20 protein-coding genes are annotated in these 18,074 nt (G+C 60.8%); 12 read left to right on the top strand and 8 right to left on the bottom strand.

Annotated features, from left to right (window positions below; translation table 11 throughout):
• Positions 1 to 149: 149 nt before the first annotated feature.
• Entirely contained in the window at positions 150 to 521 is a 372-nt protein-coding gene (locus C1896_09250; GenBank protein ID AZZ45081.1) for a YkgJ family cysteine cluster protein, read from the top strand.
• A gap of 93 nt (positions 522 to 614) precedes the next feature.
• Complete coding sequence (locus C1896_09255; protein AZZ45082.1) at positions 615 to 1,181, top strand: nitroreductase; 567 nt, start codon at positions 615 to 617, stop codon at positions 1,179 to 1,181.
• Between the two features lies 1 nt (position 1,182).
• On the opposite strand, the gene C1896_09260 is transcribed toward C1896_09255, so the two are convergent.
• From C1896_09260 to ispZ, 6 genes are all read right to left on the bottom strand, one after another.
• Positions 1,183 to 2,532, bottom strand: a complete 1,350-nt coding sequence (locus C1896_09260) for a sensor histidine kinase (protein AZZ45083.1) — start codon at positions 2,530 to 2,532, stop codon at positions 1,183 to 1,185.
• A gap of 78 nt (positions 2,533 to 2,610) precedes the next feature.
• Positions 2,611 to 3,015: an LTXXQ domain protein gene (locus tag C1896_09265; protein ID AZZ47592.1), complete on the bottom strand. Its 405-nt coding sequence runs from the start codon at positions 3,013 to 3,015 to the stop codon at positions 2,611 to 2,613.
• A 143-nt stretch (positions 3,016 to 3,158) separates the two neighbouring features.
• Complete coding sequence (locus C1896_09270; GenBank protein AZZ45084.1) at positions 3,159 to 3,836, bottom strand: DNA-binding response regulator; 678 nt, start codon at positions 3,834 to 3,836, stop codon at positions 3,159 to 3,161.
• Positions 3,837 to 3,853: 17 nt separating this feature from the next.
• Positions 3,854 to 4,243, bottom strand: coding sequence for a hypothetical protein (locus C1896_09275; GenBank protein ID AZZ45085.1), 390 nt, complete (start codon positions 4,241 to 4,243; stop codon positions 3,854 to 3,856).
• A gap of 76 nt (positions 4,244 to 4,319) precedes the next feature.
• A complete protein-coding gene (locus C1896_09280) occupies positions 4,320 to 4,619 on the bottom strand; it encodes a hypothetical protein (GenBank protein AZZ45086.1) in 300 nt (99 codons plus the stop codon).
• A 9-nt stretch (positions 4,620 to 4,628) separates the two neighbouring features.
• Positions 4,629 to 5,210: a septation protein IspZ gene (ispZ, locus tag C1896_09285; protein ID AZZ47593.1), complete on the bottom strand. Its 582-nt coding sequence runs from the start codon at positions 5,208 to 5,210 to the stop codon at positions 4,629 to 4,631.
• 180 nt (positions 5,211 to 5,390) lie between these two features.
• Between ispZ and C1896_09290 the strand changes: the two genes are divergently transcribed.
• The 5 genes from C1896_09290 to scpB all read left to right on the top strand — a co-directional run bounded on the left by C1896_09290 (position 5,391) and on the right by scpB (position 9,842).
• Positions 5,391 to 6,257, top strand: coding sequence for a PHP domain-containing protein (locus tag C1896_09290; protein AZZ45087.1), 867 nt, complete (start codon positions 5,391 to 5,393; stop codon positions 6,255 to 6,257).
• 13 nt (positions 6,258 to 6,270) lie between these two features.
• Positions 6,271 to 6,894, top strand: a complete 624-nt coding sequence (locus C1896_09295; GenBank protein ID AZZ45088.1) for a threonylcarbamoyl-AMP synthase — start codon at positions 6,271 to 6,273, stop codon at positions 6,892 to 6,894.
• A gap of 45 nt (positions 6,895 to 6,939) precedes the next feature.
• Complete coding sequence (locus C1896_09300) at positions 6,940 to 8,145, top strand: tryptophan--tRNA ligase (GenBank protein ID AZZ45089.1); 1,206 nt, start codon at positions 6,940 to 6,942, stop codon at positions 8,143 to 8,145.
• Positions 8,146 to 8,214: 69 nt separating this feature from the next.
• Positions 8,215 to 9,075: a segregation/condensation protein A gene (locus C1896_09305; GenBank protein AZZ45090.1), complete on the top strand. Its 861-nt coding sequence runs from the start codon at positions 8,215 to 8,217 to the stop codon at positions 9,073 to 9,075.
• Positions 9,072 to 9,842, top strand: coding sequence for an SMC-Scp complex subunit ScpB (gene scpB, locus C1896_09310; protein AZZ45091.1), 771 nt, complete (start codon positions 9,072 to 9,074; stop codon positions 9,840 to 9,842). The genes C1896_09305 and scpB overlap by 4 nt, the downstream gene beginning before the upstream one ends.
• Here the strand turns inward: scpB and C1896_09315 are convergent.
• Both C1896_09315 and gap read right to left on the bottom strand, forming a co-directional pair.
• The gene (locus C1896_09315) at positions 9,836 to 10,312 is read right to left on the bottom strand and encodes a methylglyoxal synthase (protein AZZ45092.1); all 477 of its coding nucleotides are present in this window, start codon (positions 10,310 to 10,312) and stop codon (positions 9,836 to 9,838) included. The genes scpB and C1896_09315 overlap by 7 nt on opposite strands.
• A gap of 34 nt (positions 10,313 to 10,346) precedes the next feature.
• A complete protein-coding gene (gap, locus tag C1896_09320) occupies positions 10,347 to 11,348 on the bottom strand; it encodes a type I glyceraldehyde-3-phosphate dehydrogenase (protein AZZ45093.1) in 1,002 nt (333 codons plus the stop codon).
• 122 nt (positions 11,349 to 11,470) lie between these two features.
• On the opposite strand from gap, the gene C1896_09325 reads away from it, so the two are divergent.
• From C1896_09325 to C1896_09345, 5 genes are all read left to right on the top strand, one after another.
• A complete protein-coding gene (locus C1896_09325) occupies positions 11,471 to 13,300 on the top strand; it encodes a phosphogluconate dehydratase (protein ID AZZ45094.1) in 1,830 nt (609 codons plus the stop codon).
• Positions 13,297 to 14,268, top strand: a complete 972-nt coding sequence (locus C1896_09330; GenBank protein ID AZZ45095.1) for a glucokinase — start codon at positions 13,297 to 13,299, stop codon at positions 14,266 to 14,268. The genes C1896_09325 and C1896_09330 overlap by 4 nt, the downstream gene beginning before the upstream one ends.
• A 40-nt stretch (positions 14,269 to 14,308) precedes the next feature.
• Positions 14,309 to 15,043, top strand: coding sequence for a DNA-binding response regulator (locus tag C1896_09335; protein AZZ47594.1), 735 nt, complete (start codon positions 14,309 to 14,311; stop codon positions 15,041 to 15,043).
• The gene (locus C1896_09340; protein AZZ45096.1) at positions 15,027 to 16,487 is read left to right on the top strand and encodes a two-component sensor histidine kinase; all 1,461 of its coding nucleotides are present in this window, start codon (positions 15,027 to 15,029) and stop codon (positions 16,485 to 16,487) included. The genes C1896_09335 and C1896_09340 overlap by 17 nt, the downstream gene beginning before the upstream one ends.
• Before the next feature lie 167 nt (positions 16,488 to 16,654).
• Positions 16,655 to 17,905: a carbohydrate ABC transporter substrate-binding protein gene (locus C1896_09345; protein ID AZZ45097.1), complete on the top strand. Its 1,251-nt coding sequence runs from the start codon at positions 16,655 to 16,657 to the stop codon at positions 17,903 to 17,905.
• Positions 17,906 to 18,074 lie beyond the last annotated feature (169 nt).

Below are 18,074 nucleotides of genomic sequence, written 5' to 3' on the forward strand. Positions count from 1 at the left end.
TACGCCTGTCGCTGCGGCAGTAAACCGGCTATCGGCGTGCAGAAAAATCTTTTACCAGGCGCCCTGTAGGCCTCTTCCCAAGTTCGCTGCGATGAATAGAATAGCCGCCCGGTGCCGGCCCTTTGCCGGTTTCTGAGTGTTCAGCTCCCATGTCCATCGACAATCCCTGCCTCACGTGCGGCGCCTGCTGCGCGTATTTTCGTGTGTCTTTCTTTTGGGGCGAATGCGCCTCATCCGGTGGTGCAGTTCCTGACAGCGCAACCGTGCAGGTCAGTCCGTTTCACGTCGCCATGCTCGGGACGGAAGCCAAGCCGGCGCGTTGTGTCGGCTTGATGGGCGACGTGGGATGTGGCGTGCGCTGCACCATGTATGAGCAACGTTCGAGTACCTGCCGCGAATTCGAGGCCTCTTGGGTAGATGGTCAGCACAATGCGCATTGCGACACGGCTCGGGCCGCCCATGGGTTGCCGCCGCTGATGCCACCGTTGGAGCCGCAGCTTTCGCCTGATCGAGTGGCTTGAGACGAACTGGCCAACGTGGCGATTGCCACGCTCCCACTGCCAAACGAACGGCTCGGGCCTCTAGAATGTCCGATTCGTTTTGGAGGTAGTCGGATGGAAGCTCTCGACCTGATGCTCAACCGCGTGTCTGTCACGCGACTTACTGATCCAGCGCCGACGTCGGCCCAGCTGGACCTGATGTTTCGTGCGGCCTTGCGTGCGCCCGATCATGGTCAGCTGCGCCCTTGGCGGTTCCTGACCATTCAAGGCGAAGCCCGGGAGCGGTTGGGGAAGTTGATGGCTGAGTCGTTGCGTGTGCGCTCGCCTGAGGCCAGCGATGATGCCTTGCTGAAAGCCCGCAAGATGCCGTTGCGCGCGCCGCTGCTGGTGGTCGTCATTGCCTGCGTGCAGCCGCACCCGAAGGTGCCGGGTTCGGAGCAGGTGCTCGCGGTGTCTTGTGCGGCGCACGGCTTGTTGTTGGCTGCGCATGCACAGGGTCTCGGCGCCGTATGGCGTACCGGTGAGTTTTCCTACGATCCATACCTGGCAAAAGCCTTGGGGCTGACCGGCGACGAGCAGATCTTGGGATTCATCTATATCGGTACCCCCGAAGGGACCCTGCGGACCCCGCCGGCATTGGAGCCCAAGGAATTCGTCAGTGACTGGACCGGGGCGAACTAGGTCACTCCGCTTGTAATCGGGCCTCGTCAGCTGGGTTCAGTGGTAGCTTCAACGTGGCGATGAAACCGCCGTCCGGGTGATTGCCCAGCAGGAGCTCGCCGTTATGCCGTTCCGCGGCTCGGCGGGCAATCGCCAGCCCTAATCCGTGTCCAGCGGTGGTTTGTCCCGGTGCGCGGAAGAAGGGTTCGCTCAGTTGCGCGAGATGGGCCTCGTCGACCCCAGGCCCTTGGTCGCGGATGCTCAGCAGCAGGTGCTGTGTGTCGCTGCTGGCACGCAGTTCTATCGGCGCGCCTTCGGGGTTGAAGCGCAGAGCGTTGCGTAACAGATTGTCCAGGGCACGCTCGAGCATGTCCGGCCAGCCTTGCAGCTGGGCTTCGGTTTCGACTTGGCTGTCGATTCGCTGATTCGGCGAGACGATGCGGGCGTTCTCCTCAAGCTGCTCGAATATCGAACGCAAGTTGATGGGGTTCGGCGCCCCTGGGTCGGCGTCCAGCCTTGCGAGCTCCAGAATCTCGCTGATGAGGGCTTCCAGACGATCACACTCCTTGGCCAGCCGAGGCCAAATGACCTCACGTTCGGCCGGCGTGGCCCGCTCCGCCAGTGCGAGTGCGATTCTCAGGCGGGCAAGCGGCGAACGCAGCTCGTGAGAAACGTCACGCAGCAGTTGTCGCTGGCTGCCGATCAGGCTTTGCAGCCGGGCGCCCATGCGGTTGAAATCCTTGGCGAGCACGCCCAGTTCGTCGCGTCGCGTTGCCAGGCGCGCCAGAGAATTCTGCTGGTAGGTGGTTTGGCCAAGGTCGTGAACAGCGCCGCGAAGTCGATCGAGTGGACGGGTAATGGAAAGGGTCAGTAACAGGCTGAATCCAGTCAGGACAATTAAAGCGATGGCCAGCGCACTCAGTGGCCAGAACAGGCTGCCTCGGTGCCAGGCTTGTAGCTCCTGATTCGGGATTCGATAGATGAAGAGGTAAGTATTGCCGGTCTCGGGGCTGGTGTAATCGGTGGTCAGCCGCCGCCAGGGTAGGCGACCGTCGCGGTGTTCCTGTCGCGCTTCGAACGCGGCGGCGCGAGCCGGGAAGGTACCGCGGATGATGGGCTGGCCGTTCTCGGCCAGCACCTGGACATCGACACCGTAGCGGTTGCGATGCCGCTCGAGCAGAAACTGTGCAGTGATCGGCCCCTGGCGCTCGTAGACCTTGGTCCATACTTCGGCCAGGCCATTGACGCCCGGGTGACGGTTGAGAATCCAGGCGTCCTGATTGAGCGCATGCCCCAGGAGCATGGCCAAGCCTGCCACCAGCGCAATGGCTAGCCAGAATGTCGCAAGAATGCGCCAGAACAGTGATCGCACCGGTCAGATACTCCAGGGAAAAGCCCGGCGCGTGTAATCCCTAAGGGGCGAACCGGGCAGGTTTGCTGTTTGAGTGGATCAGTTGGTTTTATCGCGCTCGGCTTTCCACTGCGCGAACTCAGCACGGTCGGCACGCTTGGCCGCCATCTCTTCATGCAGCTCGTCGAACTTTTTCTGCTGTTCCGGCTTGAGCAAGTCACGCACCTGCTTCTGAGTTTTTTCCTGGTTGGCTTTCAGCTCTTCCTGCATCGCTTTGCGTTGGGCTTCGGGCAGCTTGCTCAGGTACTGTTGGGTGATCTCGCGATGATTCTTCATCTGTTCACGCATCAGTTGGCGCATCTCGGTCCGTTGCTCCTTGGTCAGATCGAGCTGCTCAAAGGGCGAGTGCTGGCGGCCATGATGGCGCTGGCCCCCGTCTGGCATGGCCATCGCAATGGTGGGCAGGGTGGAGGCGAACAGTACGGCGATGAGAGTCTTGCGCATCATGAGTTTCTCCTTGATATGGAAACCGGTTGCCAGTAAAGCGCCTGTCTAGGGCGCCTCAACAGGCTTCGACCGGATGACTTCAGTCTAGGGCGCGCAAGGTCAACGGCGGTCAGGGCTGGGTAAAGGCTCGGTAAAGGCTATCAGGAGGCGTAAAGGTATCCGCGGCTGCGCAAGGCAACGATGCGCTGACGGCCGTCTGGATGGGGGCCAAGCTTGCGGCGCAGGTTGCTGACGTGCATGTCCAGGCTGCGGTCGTAGAGAGTGAGTTTTCGGCCGAGCGCCAGCTGCGCCAGGGCCTGCTTTTCCAGTGGTTCGCCTGGCTGGCTGAGGAGTGCTTCGAGGATGCGTCCTTCAGAGAGTGTGAGGGTGACTTCATGATCGCCGATGCTCGCCACGCCGCGTGCGGGGCTGTACCAGAGGTCCCCCAGCGCCAGCTGTGTCGGCGTGCTGGCCGGCTGGCTGCGGCGTAGAACGGCCTTTAAGCGAGCGGTCAATTCGCGCGGATCGCAGGGCTTGGCAAGGTAGTCGTCTGCACCCAGCTCCAAGCCGAGTATGCGGTCTAGCGGCTCGCCGCGGCCGGAAAGCATCAACACCGGCAGGTCAGGATGCTCGCTGCGCAGCTGCTTTAGCAGGTCCAGACCGCTGCCGTCAGGCAGCATCACATCGAGCACGACGGCAGCAGGTTGGTGTTCTGCAAGTGCGGCGCGGGCGCTCTTGCCGTCATGGCACGCGCGGGCAACAAAACCTTCCTGGGCCAGCCAGCTAACCAGCAGCTCGCAGAGCTCCTGGTCGTCGTCTATCAGAAGCAGTTCGCTCATGGTTCGCTCGTGTCGATTCAGTTCAGCCATTGCCGGCGACGGCGGCCCCGCGTGGTCAGGACGCCAAGCAGAAAGCCCAGCACGCCAACCCCGCCCCCGACCGCGAACCATTGTTGCTGGTCGTTAAGCAGCGGTGGCTGCAGCTGCTTCTGCGCTTGCTCCTGTTCAAGTTGCAAACGCAGGCGCTGGTTTTCCTGGCGCAGTCTCAACAGCTGGGCCTGGCCCGCCGCACTGGCGGCCGCGTCGAGGTTTTCCTTGAGCGCCTCTCGTTGCTGTAGATTTTCACTCAGTCGGTGCTCCAGCTCGACCTGCCGTTCGGCGGGCGGATCGATGGGGGCTTCTTGAGCCTGCAGCAAGGGTGTTGCAAGACCTAGAACAAGCAGCAGGGACAGCGGACCTTGGCGCATCGGAACTCCTTTTTCCTCAACGGTTTTGTCTCTAAGTGGCCATGACGAAACGACGACCTGGAGTCAGCAGATCGACTCAGGGGTAGACCTGTTTGAAAGGTTTGACGACGACATCACCATAAACGCCCGCCGCTTTGTATGGATCGGCCGCAGCCCATTGTTCAGCCGCGATCAGCGAATCGAACTCGGCGACAACCAGGCTGCCGGTAAAGCCGGCTGCGCCCGGATCGTTGCTGTCCACCGCCGGGTGCGGGCCAGCCAGCACGAGCCGGCCTTCGCTTTTGAGCTGGTCGAGACGCGCCAGGTGAGCGGGGCGCGCAGCCAGGCGGTCCTGCAATGAGTCGGGTACATCGGTAGCGATGATGGCGTAGAGCATGGTGAACTCCTATGATTCTTCAGGTTCGGGTTGCATGTGGCGCACCAGATAAAGTGCCTGGCCAGCCATGAACAGTAGCGTCAGACCAAGGCTGCCAAAGACCTTGAAGTCTACCCAGATCGCGGGATAGACGAATGCAACGAAAAGATTGGCGAAGCCGCAGACGAGAAAGAACAGAATCCAGGCGACATTGAGCTGCGACCACTGCGCCGCCGGCAACCGGACCGCGTGGCCCATCATTCGCTGAATCAGCGGCCTGTCACCAAAAAAGTGGCTGGCAAAGAACGCCAGGGCAAATAGCCAGTTAAGAACGGGCGCTTTCCACTTCAGGATCGTTTCGCTATGCAGCGCCAGCGTCAAACCGCCGAATAGCAGGCAAGCCGCCAACGTGAGCCACTGGTTTTTTTCAAGCCCGCGCTGATGGACGAACAAGACGCCGTAGATCACGACGGAGCTGGCGATCAGAACGGCCGTTGCGCTGAAAATGCCACCCACACCAAGGCTGAAGCCGGCGATCTCGACCGTTGTAGGCTCGATTTTGTACGTGATGAAGAACAGCAGTAGCGGAACGAAGTCGATGATTTGTTTCACGAGGCGCGCCAGAGGGCAGATGTGCCCGGCATAATAACAAACCGCGCTTTTGGCGGAACGCTGTCCGCCTGCCGTTTCCACGACATTGCGCAAGCTTTGGCAAACTGGACGACGGCACGAGCGCTGGCGCTGGCGGTCACACGCTGTGAGCTGCCAAGCCCCCTGGAGAATCTGTCCCGAATGATTGTTGATCTGCATTGCCACAGCACCGCCTCTGACGGTGTGCTCGCGCCTGATGTACTGGTGCAGCGCGCCCATGCGCGTGGAATCGAGCTGCTTGCTCTGACCGATCACGATACCCTCGAAGGTCTCGATGATGCTCGCGCTACGGCTGATTCGCTTGGCGTCCGGCTGGTCAACGGCATCGAACTGTCCTGTGTCTGGAGCGGCGCCACTATCCATGTGCTTGGCTATGCGTTTCGCCGTGATGCAGTTGCATTGCAGCAAGCCATTGCCGATTTGCACGCCGGTCGCTGGCAGCGTGCCGAGACGATCGCGCAGCGCCTGGAGGCCAAGGGCATGCCGGGTGCGCTGGAAGGCGCGCGGGCAATCCAGCAAGAGCTGGGGGACAGTGAGAATGCTCCTGCGCGCCCGCATTTTGCAGACTATCTGGTGCGAGCCGGTCATGTTCGCGACCGTGCCGAGGCATTCCGCAAGTGGCTCGGCTCGGGCAAGTTGGGTGATGTGAAGCAGCATTGGCCGACGCTTGAGCAAACCGTCAGTACGCTGCGGGACGCTGGTGCCTGGATCAGTTTGGCGCATCCCTGGCAGTACGATTTCACGCGCAGCAAACGGCGCCGGCTGGTGAGTGAGTTCGCCCAGGCTGGTGGCCATGCGCTGGAAGTGGTTAACGGCATGCAGCCGTTGGAACAGGTCGGGGGATTGTCGATTCTGGCCCGTGAGTTCGGCCTGATGGCCAGTATCGGCAGCGATTTTCACGCGCCGGGCGACTGGTCGGAGTTGGGCATGTATCGAGCCCTGCCTGACGACCTCAGGCCGCTATGGAGGTCTTTCGATCATGAGCCCGGCGAGGCTATGGCCCGCTGAACATGGAGTTTTCATGAGCCAGTTTTTTCAAATACACCCGGAAAATCCACAGGTCAGGCTAATTAAGCAGGCCGTGGAGATCATTCGCAGCGGCGGCGTGGTGGTTTACCCCACCGACTCTTCTTACGCTGTGGGCTGCTCGATGGGAAACAAGACCGGCATCGAGCGCATTCGTCGCCTGCGTCAGTTGGACGACAAGCATAACTTCACGCTGGTCTGTCGCGACCTGTCCCAGCTCGGATTGTTCGCAAAGGTCGATACCGCTGCTTTCCGTCTGCTCAAGACGCATCTGCCAGGACCATACACCATCATTCTCAGCGCTACTCGGGAAGTGCCGCGAATGCTGTTGCACCCAAAGCGCCGTACCATCGGCCTGCGCGTGCCTGCCCAGCCGATTGCGCAGGCATTGCTCGCCGAGCTGGGTGAGCCATTGATGAGCGTCAGCCTGATACTGCCCGGCGAGACCGAGCCGATGAGCGATCCTTACGAAATGCGGGATGCGCTGGAGCATCAGGTAGACCTGATCATTGACGGCGGTTACGGTGGCGTCGAAGCGTCGACTGTGATCAGTCTGGTGGATGGCGACCCGGAAGTTGTGCGGGTCGGCTGCGGCGATCCCGCACCGTTCGCCGGCTGAACCGTCGTCTTTCTCAAACCCACGAAGGAAACCCTTTTGAGCTCCATGGATTCGCAGCGACGTGTAGTCTCCGGAATGCGGCCTAATGGCCGTCTCCACCTTGGCCACTACCACGGCGTGCTGAAGAGCTGGGTCAGGATGCAGCACGAGTACCAGTGCTTTTTCTGCATCGTTGACTGGCACGCACTGACCACCGACTACGCAGCGGGTGCAGATGTCGCCCGCAACGTCCATGAGATGGCGGTCGACTGGCTGGCAGCCGGCGTCAGCCCGAGTTCTGCCACTTTATTTGTCCAGTCCCAGGTACCTGAACATGCCGAGTTGCACCTGCTGCTTTCGATGATCTGCCCGTTGGCCTGGCTGGAGCGCGTGCCGTCGTACAAGGAGCTGCAGCTCGATTCGGAACATAAGGACCTCGGCACTTACGGTTTTCTCGGTTATCCGTTGTTGCAGGCCGCCGATATCCTGGCTTACCGCGCTGGTGTCGTACCGGTTGGCGCCGATCAGTTGCCGCATATCGAATTCGCTCGCGACGTCGCCAGGCGCTTCAATCACCTGTATGGCAGCGAAGAGGATTTCGCGGTTAAGGCCGAAGCGGCAATACGCAAGCTCGGCAAAAAAAGCTCCAAGCTGTACGCCAGCTTGCGTAAGAGCTACCAAGAGCAGGGCGACCTCGAGGCGCTGAACACGGCCCGTGCGTTACTAAAGGATCAGCAGACCATTACCATCGGCGACCAGGAACGCCTGTTCGGCTATCTGGAGGGCAGCGGCAGGCTGCTGTTGCCTGAGCCGCAGGCTCTGCTGAGCGACTCTCCCAGGGTGTCGGGGCTCGATGGTGGCAAGATGGCCAAGTCCGCCAGCAATTCCATCTTTCTGCGCGACACGCCGGACGAGATCGAAGAAAAGATCAAGCGTATGCCGACCGATCCGGCACGTGTTCACCGCCATGATCCGGGTGAGCCGACGCGTTGCCCGGTGTGGCAGATGCACCAGGCTCATTCGACCGAAGACGTTTGTCAGTGGGCGGAGCAGGGCTGCCGCACCGCTGGAATCGGCTGCCTCGAGTGCAAGGCGCCACTCATCGATGCGATCAAGCTCGAATTAGCACCACTGCAGGAGCGCGCCCATGACTATGAGTCGAACCCGGATCTGGTGCGCAGCATATTGGCTGAGGGCGCTGAGCAGGCCCGTGACGAAGCACGCGAAACGCTGGTCGTCGTGCGTCAGGCCATGGGTCTGAATTACCGCTAGAGCCATCGGTCAGCGTACAGCCTGCTGAGGCAGTTGCCGCTTCCACTATTTGTTCGTTTCGGAGAGAGCATGCAGGACACCCAGGCCGAGGCGATCGTCAAGGCGCCCGGCGAGCAGCTGCGGCTGGCGCTTGTCTACGGCGAGGCTTTCAACAATCTGCCGCAGGATCTGTATATCCCGCCAGATGCATTGGAGGTATTCCTCGAGGCGTTCGAGGGGCCGCTGGATTTGCTGCTCTATCTGATCCGCAAACAGAACATCGACATTCTTGATATTCCAGTCGCGGAAATTACCCGCCAATACATGGGGTATGTCGAGTTGATGAAGGCCGTGCGCCTTGAACTGGCGGCCGAATATCTGGTGATGGCGGCCATGCTGGCTGAGATCAAGTCGCTCATGTTGCTGCCGCGCTCAGCAGAGGTGGAGGAAGAGGAACTCGACCCGCGCGCCGAGCTCATCCGCCGGCTGCAGGAATACGAGCGGTTCAAGGCGGCGTCGGAAGATCTCGACCAGCTCCCGCGGGTGGGGCGTGACCTGCATGTACCGAAACTCGACGCGCCCGAAGCTCGGGCCCGCAAGCTGCTGCCCCAGGTCAGTCTGGAAGAGCTGTTGATCTCCATGGCCGAGGTCTTGCGACGTGCCGACATGTTCGAAAGCCATCAGGTCACGCGTGAGACGCTGTCGACTCGCGAGCGCATGAGCGATGTGCTCGAACGTCTCAAGGGCGGGGGCTTTGTCCCTTTCGTCGCACTGTTCACCGCTGAGGAGGGCCGTCTGGGTGTGGTGGTCACCTTCATGGCGGTGCTTGAGCTGATCAAGGAGTCGTTAGTGGAGCTGGTGCAGAACGAGCCCTTCGCGGCGATTCATGTCAGGGCACGCAGCGATGAGCCCTCGTTACACCAGGAAGAGCCAGGGGAGCCAAGCCTGTGAATCTATCCGATCCCAAGGATCTCGCATCACTGCTCGAAGCCTTGTTGCTGGCATCCGGCAAGCCGATGTCGGTTGAGCGAATGGCCGAGCTGTTCGACGAAATCGAGCGGCCGACGCCAGCCTTGCTGCGCAAGGCCCTTGAGGTGCTGGATAAATCCTGCAAAGGCCGAGCGTTCGAGCTGAAAGAGGTCGCCAGTGGCTATCGCCTGCAGGTGCGCGAGCGCTTTTCGCCTTGGGTGGGCCGGCTCTGGGAGGAACGGCCGCAGCGCTATTCACGGGCTTTGTTGGAGACGCTGGTTCTGATTGCCTATCGACAGCCAATTACGCGCGGCGAGATCGAGGACATCCGCGGAGTGGCGGTCAACAGCCAGATCGTCAAGACGTTGTTGGAGCGCGAGTGGGTGCGGGTGGTTGGTCATCGCGAGGTGCCAGGGCGGCCAGCCATGTTCGCCACCACCAAGCAGTTCCTCGACCATTTCAACTTGAAGAACCTTGATGAGCTGCCGCCGCTGGCAGTGTTGCGTGAGATGGAGCCCGAACCCCAGCCAATCGATGTTGAGGACGCGCCGGTGCCGGCGGCGCTGCAGGCTCGCGCCGATCTCGAGCAGGATCTAGAGGCGCCGCGTGAACACACCAGTTTCCGTAGTCTTCTGGCCGAGCTGGATAGCATGGAAACCGGTTTGAAAACCGATTTTGACGACCTGCGTGACGAAGCTGGGCGTGAGGAGGATCAACCCGTTTCGGACGAAGACCGCCGCGACTACTGATCCGCTGTTTGGCGGTCTGCCAGGTAACTGGCGTAGTTCGGAATGCTCAGCGTATGCGCCTGGTCCAGCAGCGGGCTGGATAGCAGGTAGTCAGCGCTACTTTCGTTAGCTGCCAGTGGAATGTTCCACACTGCTGCGACCCGGAGAAGCGCCTTTACATCCGGGTCATGGGGTTGTGGCTCGAAGGGGTCCCAGAAGAACACCAACATGTCGATCCGGCGCTCAGCAATACGTGCGCCAATCTGCTGATCCCCGCCCAGCGGGCCGCTGATCATGCACTCGACCGGCAACCCCAGCCGCCGCCCGAGCAGTAGTCCCGTGGTGCCGGTCGCCAGCAGCTCATGTTTCTCCAGCTGAGGTTTTTGCCGATCTGCCCAATCCAGCAGGCGCTCCTTGCAGTGATCGTGCGCGACCAGTGCGATACGTTTACGGGCCGGGAGTGTCGCGCTCACGAAATCGATGCGGTTCATGTTCTTCCTTGGTCGCTGGGATGGGCTGATGCCGTTATGACGCTTCGTGAAGAGCGCGGCAAGTATCGAGCATCCGATTGGAAAAACCCCACTCGTTGTCATACCAGGCCATCACTTTCAGCAAGCGTCCGCTAACCTTGGTGTGGTTGGTGTCGAAGATCGAAGACATCGGGTTGTGGTTGAAGTCGCACGAGACCAAGGGAAGCGAGTTGCAGGCCAGTATGGGTGATTGCTGGCTGGCGTCGAGCATCAATGCGTTGACTTCCTCGGCGGTCGTCTCGCGGCTCAACTCCAGGGTCAGGTCGACCAGCGAGACGTTGATCACCGGAACGCGCACGGCCATGCCGGTCAGCTTGCCGGCCAGTTCCGGCAGCACCAGGCCTACCGCTTCGGCGGCGCCGGTCTTGGTCGGAATCATCGACTGGGTCGCCGAACGTGCCCGGAACGGGTCGCTGTGATAGACGTCCGAGAGGTTCTGGTCATTGGTGTAGGCATGGATGGTGGTCATCAGGCCGTGTTCGATGCCGTATTCGCGTGACAGGATCTGTGCAACCGGCGCCAGGCAATTGGTCGTGCATGACGCGTTGGAGATGATCTGGTGCGATTGGCGCAGCGTGTCGTGGTTGACGCCATAGACGATGGTGGCGTCAACGCCGGATGCCGGGGCAGAAATAATGACCTTGCCAGCACCGGCCTGAAGGTGCGCGCTGGCTTTTTCACGGGAGGTGAACAGCCCGGTACACTCAAAGACCACATCGACATTGTGCTGGCGCCACGGCAGCTCGGCAGGGTTGCGGATCGCCGTGACGGCAATCGGGTCGCCGTTGACCCACAGCTGGTCGTCTGACACCTCGACTTTTGCGTCGAAATGGCCATGGACGCTGTCGAACTGCAACAGGTGGGCGTTCATCGCCGGGCTGCCGAGGTCGTTGATCGCCACGACCTGCAGATGCTCGCGATAGCTCTGGCTGTACAGAGCACGAAGGACGTTGCGTCCGATACGGCCGAAGCCGTTGATGGCGATGCGAATAGTCATAAGAGGTCCTGGGCGGAATTTGTTGTAGGAATTACAAGATTATTCCTGTCAAAATAGAAATCAAGCCCAAATCCATGTTGTTTTGTTGGTAAAACTACAGATTCATGAGCAGGAGTGATGGCATGCACCCGCGGATTCAAGAAGTGACCGAGCGATTGATCGAACGCAGCCGGCCGACCCGACAGCGTTACCTGGCCCAAATGGCCGGTGCGGCGAGTGACGGGCCCCAGCGCGGCAAGCTGCAATGCGCCAACTTCGCTCATGGCGTTGCCGGGTGTGGCTCGGCGGATGACAAGCAGCGTTTGCGATTGATGGATGAGGCCAACGTGGCCATCGTCTCGGCCTACAACGACATGCTCTCGGCGCATCAGCCGTATCAGTATTTCCCCGACCTGATCAAAGAAGCCCTGCGGGAGGTGGGTTCGATCGGACAGTTCGCCGGTGGCGTGCCAGCGATGTGCGACGGCGTAACCCAGGGCGAGGCGGGGATGGAGTTGAGTCTAGCCAGTCGCGAAGTGATCGCCATGGCGACCGCCGTCGCGCTGTCGCACAACATGTTTGACGGGGCGCTCTATCTCGGGATTTGCGACAAGATCATCCCGGGCCTAATGATTGGCGCGCTGCGCTTCGGTCACCTGCCGTCGGTGTTCGTGCCCGGCGGCCCGATGACCTCGGGCATCCCCAACAAGCAGAAAGCGGAGGTGCGCCAACGCTACGCAGAGGGCAAGGCCAGCCGCGAGGAGCTGCTGGAATCGGAAATGCTGTCCTACCACAGCCCTGGCACCTGCACCTTTTACGGCACAGCCAATACCAACCAGGTGGTGATGGAGATCATGGGCCTTCACCTGCCGGGATCGTCCTTCGTCAATCCCTATACACCGCTGCGTGACGAACTCACCCGTGAAGCAGCGCGGCAGGTGACTCGCTTGACGCCGCAGTCGGGCAACTACGTGCCGCTGTGCAAGATCGTCGATGAGAAATCGATCATCAACTCGGTCGTGGCCCTAAACGCTACTGGTGGCTCGACCAACCACACCTTGCACATTCCGGCGTTTGCACAGGCCGCGGGAATTCAGCTGACCTGGCAGGACATGGCAGATATTTCCGCAGTAACGCCGACGCTCGCCAAGGTCTACCCGAACGGCCAGGCAGACGTTAACCATTTTCATGCCTGCGGTGGCGTTCCGTTCATGGTGCGGACGTTGCTGGAGGCCGGTTTGCTGCACGAAGACGTCTATACGGTCTTGGGTAAAGGGCTTAACCAATACACTCAGGAACCCTTCCTCGAAGACGGCAAGTTGGTCTGGCGTGAAGGGCCGACCAACAGCCTGGACGAAGCCATCCTGCGCCCGGTCGAGCGCGCGTTCTCGCCTGAAGGTGGTTTACGGGTACTGGAAGGCAATCTGGGTCGCGGCGTAACGAAAATCTCGGCCGTTGCGCCTGAACATCGCTTCGTGGAGGCGCCTGCGCGGGTGTTCAGTGACCAGGCCGAGCTGGCCCAGGCGTTCAAGGATGGCGAGCTGGAGAAGGACTTCGTTGCGGTTGTGCGGTTCCAGGGTCCCAAGGCCAACGGCATGCCCGAATTGCACAAGCTGACGCCATTTCTAGGTGTGCTGCAGGATCGTGGCTACAAGGTCGCACTGGTAACCGACGGTCGTATGTCAGGCGCGTCAGGAAAGGTCCCTGCCGCTATCCACGTCAGCCCGGAAGCGTTGGATGGCGGCCCGCTGTGCCGCGTGCGCGACGGGGACATCATTCGAGTCGACGGCGAAACCGGTGAGCTGCGAATCCTGGTTGATCAAGCTGAATTCGATAGCCGTGACGATGTGTCTGCCCCGAGCGATCTTGGCATCGGCTGTGGGCGCGAGCTGTTCGGCTTCCTACGCGCGGCCTTCAGCCCGGCGGAAAAGGGCGCAAGTGTGTTCACCGAGGGGCTGGAGGCGCTCAAGTGACGGCACTGGTAGGCGATATCGGCGGTACCAATGCGCGCTTCGCACTGTGGCGAAACCAGAAGATCGAGTCGGTGCGTGTGCTGCCCACCGTGGACTATCCGCGTCCGGAAGATGCGATTCGTGCCTATCTGCAAGGCACTGGGCAGAGCGTTGACGCGCTGCAGGCGGTCTGTCTCGCCTGTGCCGGGCCGGTCTCGGGCGATGAGTTCGCGTTCACCAACAACCATTGGCGCTTGAGCCGTAAAGCCTTCTGTGAAGACCTGGGTCTGAGCGACCTGCTGCTGGTCAACGATTTCACCGCGATGGCATTGGGTATGACCCGCTTGCGCGAAGGTGAGCTAATCGAAGTCTGCCCGGGTCGATCCGAGCCAGGTGCAGCACGCCTTGTGATAGGCCCAGGCACCGGCCTTGGCGTCGCTACGCTTCTGCCTTTGCCAGACGGCGGCTGGCGGGCGCTGCCGGGGGAGGGTGGTCATGTCTGTCTGCCGATCGGCACCTCGCGTGAGGCTGCGCTTTGGGCGCGTTTGCACGACAAGTTCGGGCACGTGAATGCCGAGGCGATCCTGAGTGGCGGTGGCTTGCTGGAACTCTATCGAACCAGCTGCGTACTGGATGGAAAACAGCCAAGCCTGGCCACGCCCGCCGAAGTCACCGCGGCGGCTTTGACCGGCGACGCATACGCGTCATCGGTGCTGGAACAATTCTGCGTCTGGTTGGGTCGGATCGCTGGCGACAACGTACTGACTACGGGTTCGCGAGGCGGTGTCTACATCGCCGGCGGAATCGTGCCGCGCTTCGTTGAGTTCTTCATCCGTAGCGGGTTCAGCCAGAGTTTTCGCGACAAAGGCTGCATGAGCCGTTATTTTGACGAGATTCCGGTCTGGGTGGTAACCGCTGACTACCCAGGGCTGGAAGGCGCGGGCGTAGCGTTACAGCAATTGCTGGAGGGCCCATCCAGCGGAGGCTGACCCGCTTCGATACACCTACATAACAAGAGAATGGATGCCAGTGAGCCAGGTTGGAAGATCGATTCTGCTGGTCGACGATGATCAGGAAATCCGCGAGCTACTAGACGCCTACCTCAGTCGATCAGGCTTCCGGGTGCGCACCGTTGCTGACGGCGCGCAGTTCCGTGAGGCCATGAGCCACGACCCGGCGGACTTGGTCATTCTCGATGTGATGCTGCCTGACGAGGACGGCTTCAGCCTCTGCCGCTGGGTGAGGGGCCACCAGCGGCTGGCACAGATGCCTATCATCATGCTGACGGCCAGCTCCGATGAGGCTGATCGAGTGATCGGCCTGGAGTTGGGCGCTGACGATTACCTCGGAAAGCCTTTCAGTCCGCGTGAGCTGTTGGCGCGGATCAAGGCGCTGTTGCGTCGGGTCAACTTCGGCCAGGAGCGTGGCAGTGATGTGCGGACATTCGACGAGTGGCGGCTGGATATGGTCAGTCACCGATTGTTCCATCAGGACGGTGAAGAGGTGCTGCTGTCCGGCGCCGACTTTGCGTTGCTCAAGCTGTTTCTCGACCATCCCCAGCAGATTCTCGACCGCGACACCATTGCCAACGCTACCCGCGGCCGAGAGGTCATGCCCCTCGAGCGGATCGTCGACATGGCGGTCAGTCGCCTGCGCCAGCGGTTACGCGATACCGGGAAATGCCCGCGATTGATTCGAACCGTACGGGGCAGTGGTTATATGCTCGCCGCGCAGGTCGCACCGCATCATGACGCGCTCGGTTAAGCGTCGCTGGTTGCCTGTTCCACGCTCACTGCTCGGCCGCATGCTGTTCCTGACGCTGCTGGTGGTGCTGATGGCGCAGGCGCTGTCCAGTTTCATCTGGGTCTCGCAACTTCGCGCAAGCCAGATGGAAGGGTTGCTCACCAGCGCGCGTAGCCTGGCGCATTCGATGTCGGCTAGTGTCAGCTACTTTCGCTCCCTGCCGTTGGGCTATCGTCCGTTGGTGCTTGATCAGCTGCGTAGCATGGGTGGCACACGCTTTTTCGTGTCGCTGAACGACAAGCCCCTGGAGATGCAAATTCTGCCGCCGACCGAGCGTAAGCAGGCGGTGCTGGCCGAGGTCGACGAGGTGCTGCGTGAACGCCTCGGCAAGGACGTCGACATGTCGGTGAGCTTCGTCAGTCCAGACGATCTACGTATATTCAACGGCGGCCTGAAGCTCGATGAGCTACCGCGATCCTGGGCACATTACGCATTGAGCCTGGAACCGCTGAACCCGCCGGTGCTGGTCACCCAGATCCAGATCGCGCCGAACGAATGGTTGTATCTCGCCTCGCTGATGCCGGCGCCCTATGTCAGCCTCGAAGACGAGGGAATCCCCAGGCAGCAACTCTGGTTCATCTTTCTTACCAGCAGTTTCCTACTGCTGTTCATTGGTATTCTGGTGCACTGGCAGAGCCGCCCGCTCAAGCAGCTGGCGCAAGCGGCGCGGGAGATGTCTCTTGGCAGCGAGGTTGAATTGCTGCCCGAGGCGGGTGGTAGCGAAGTGGTGGAGGTCAGCCGTGCATTCAACAGCATGCGAGAGCGCATCGGGCGCTACCTGACCGAGCGTAGCCAGCTGTTCAGTGCGATCTCGCATGATTTGCGCACGCCGATCACGCGGCTGCGGTTGCGTGTGGAGCTGCTGGAGGACGAAGCCTTGCAGCGTAAATTCAGCCGCGACCTGGACGAGCTGGAGCTATTGGTCAAAGGCGCGCTGCAATGCGTAAAGGACACCGATATCCACGAAAACATCGAACCGCTGGATCTCAACCTTCTGCTCGATTGCGTCACCGAGCCGTATCTGGCGCCCGGCGGCAATGGCCGCGTCACGGTTCAGGGGCGGGCTCGCGCACCCTATGCCGGCAAGCCGCTGGCACTGAAACGCTGCATAGGCAACCTGCTGGATAATGCATTGAAGTATGGCGAGCGCGCCCATCTGCTGATCGAAGACGACAACGGCTCCTTCGTGCTGCATGTCGATGATGAAGGCCCTGGCGTACCTGAGGGCTGGCTGAAGCAGGTATTCGAGCCCAACTTTCGTCTCGCTGCCAAACAACCCGGCTATGGGCTTGGCCTCGGTATCGCGCGCAACATCGCGCATGCGCATGGTGGTGAGGTCAGCCTGCGTAATCTGCCTGCCGGTGGTTTGCGCGTAACCTTGAGTTTGCCGCGCACGACCGAATGAAGCCCCTCCGCACCAGACGACTCTCCACTTGTTACAAAACCCGTGCTTTGTAACGAAACGGTGACCAATCACTATCCCTTCGTTACCCGGCGCGAAGGTTGGCGCGCCTAGAATCGATGCAGCGCAAGCAAAGACTTGCATCGATAACAACAAGAAAAGGAACCCTCATGAACGCGATTCATCGTTTAGTTACTGCTGTTTCCCTTGTTTCCCTCGTTCCGTTTGCCCAGGCCGGCGAAGTTGAAGTTCTGCATTGGTGGACATCCGGTGGCGAAAAGCGCGCCGCCGATACCTTGCAGCGACTCGTGGAGGAAGAGGGCCACACCTGGAAGGATTTCGCTGTCGCCGGTGGGGGTGGCGAAGCAGCCATGACCGTCCTCAAGACCCGTGCCGTATCCGGCAACGCACCCGCCGCCGCTCAGATCAAAGGCCCCGACATCCAGGAATGGGGTGAGCTAGGGCTGCTGACCGACCTTAACGATGTCGCTGAAAAAGCCAACTGGGACGAACTGCTGCCCAAGCAGGTGTCCGCCGCCATGAAATACGACGGTGATTACGTCGCCGTGCCGGTGAACGTACACCGCGTCAACTGGCTGTGGATCAATCCGGACGTGTTCGAGAAGGCCGGCGCCACGCCCCCGAAAACCCTAGATGAATTCTTCGCAGCCGCCGAGAAGTTGAAAGCAGCGGGCTTCATGCCGCTCGCCCATGGCGGACAACCGTGGCAGGACGGAACCGTTTTCGAAGATCTGGCACTGGCGATCCTTGGACCTGAAGATTTCCGCAAGGCTTTTGTCGAGCTCGATCGCGACGTGCTGACTGGCGACAAGATGGTCAAGACCTTTGAGGCGCTGAAGAAGCTGCGCAGCTACGTTGATAACAACGCAGCGGGCCGCGACTGGAACAGCGCGACGGCCATGGTCATGAACGGCAAGGCCGGCATGCAGATCATGGGCGACTGGGCGAAGAGCGAGTGGAGCGCGGCGAAGAAGATCGCGGGTGAAGATTATAAGTGCGTGCCGTTCCCCGGCACCCAAGGCAGCTTTGCCTACAACATCGACTCACTGGCGATGTTCAAGCTGAGTAACGATGACAATCGCAAGGCTCAGCAGGATCTTGCTCGGATCGTCATGGAGCCGGAATTCCAGCAGTTCTTCAATCAGAACAAGGGCTCTATCCCGGTGCGGCTCGATCAGGACATGAGCGAGTTCGATGCCTGTGCCCAGCAGTCGATGAAGGATTTCAAGGAAGCGGCACAGGGGCCAGGGCTGGTGCCTAGCCTGGCTCACGGCATGGCCGCATCGAGCTATGTACAGGGCGCTGTCTTCGACGTCGTGACGAACTTCTTCAACGACCCGTCGGCCGATCCGAAGAAGGCGGCCCAGCAACTGGCCGCTGCAATTCAGGCGGTCCAGTAGCGCATTGGGGCGCGGGTTCTCGCGCCCCGTCTTACGAACAACAACCTGATGCTCCCCTGCGGTCTGCCACGGGCTGGCCGCAACGGGATCGGCTTGCTCGAAATCTTTGTTGTGACTGTCCGTTTGCTGGACTGCTGACATCGACGCTTTCTGTAACGGGACTGTGATG

The sequence above is a fragment of the Pseudomonadaceae bacterium SI-3 genome (assembly GCA_004010935.1).
GTDB lineage: Bacteria > Pseudomonadota > Gammaproteobacteria > Pseudomonadales > Pseudomonadaceae > Stutzerimonas.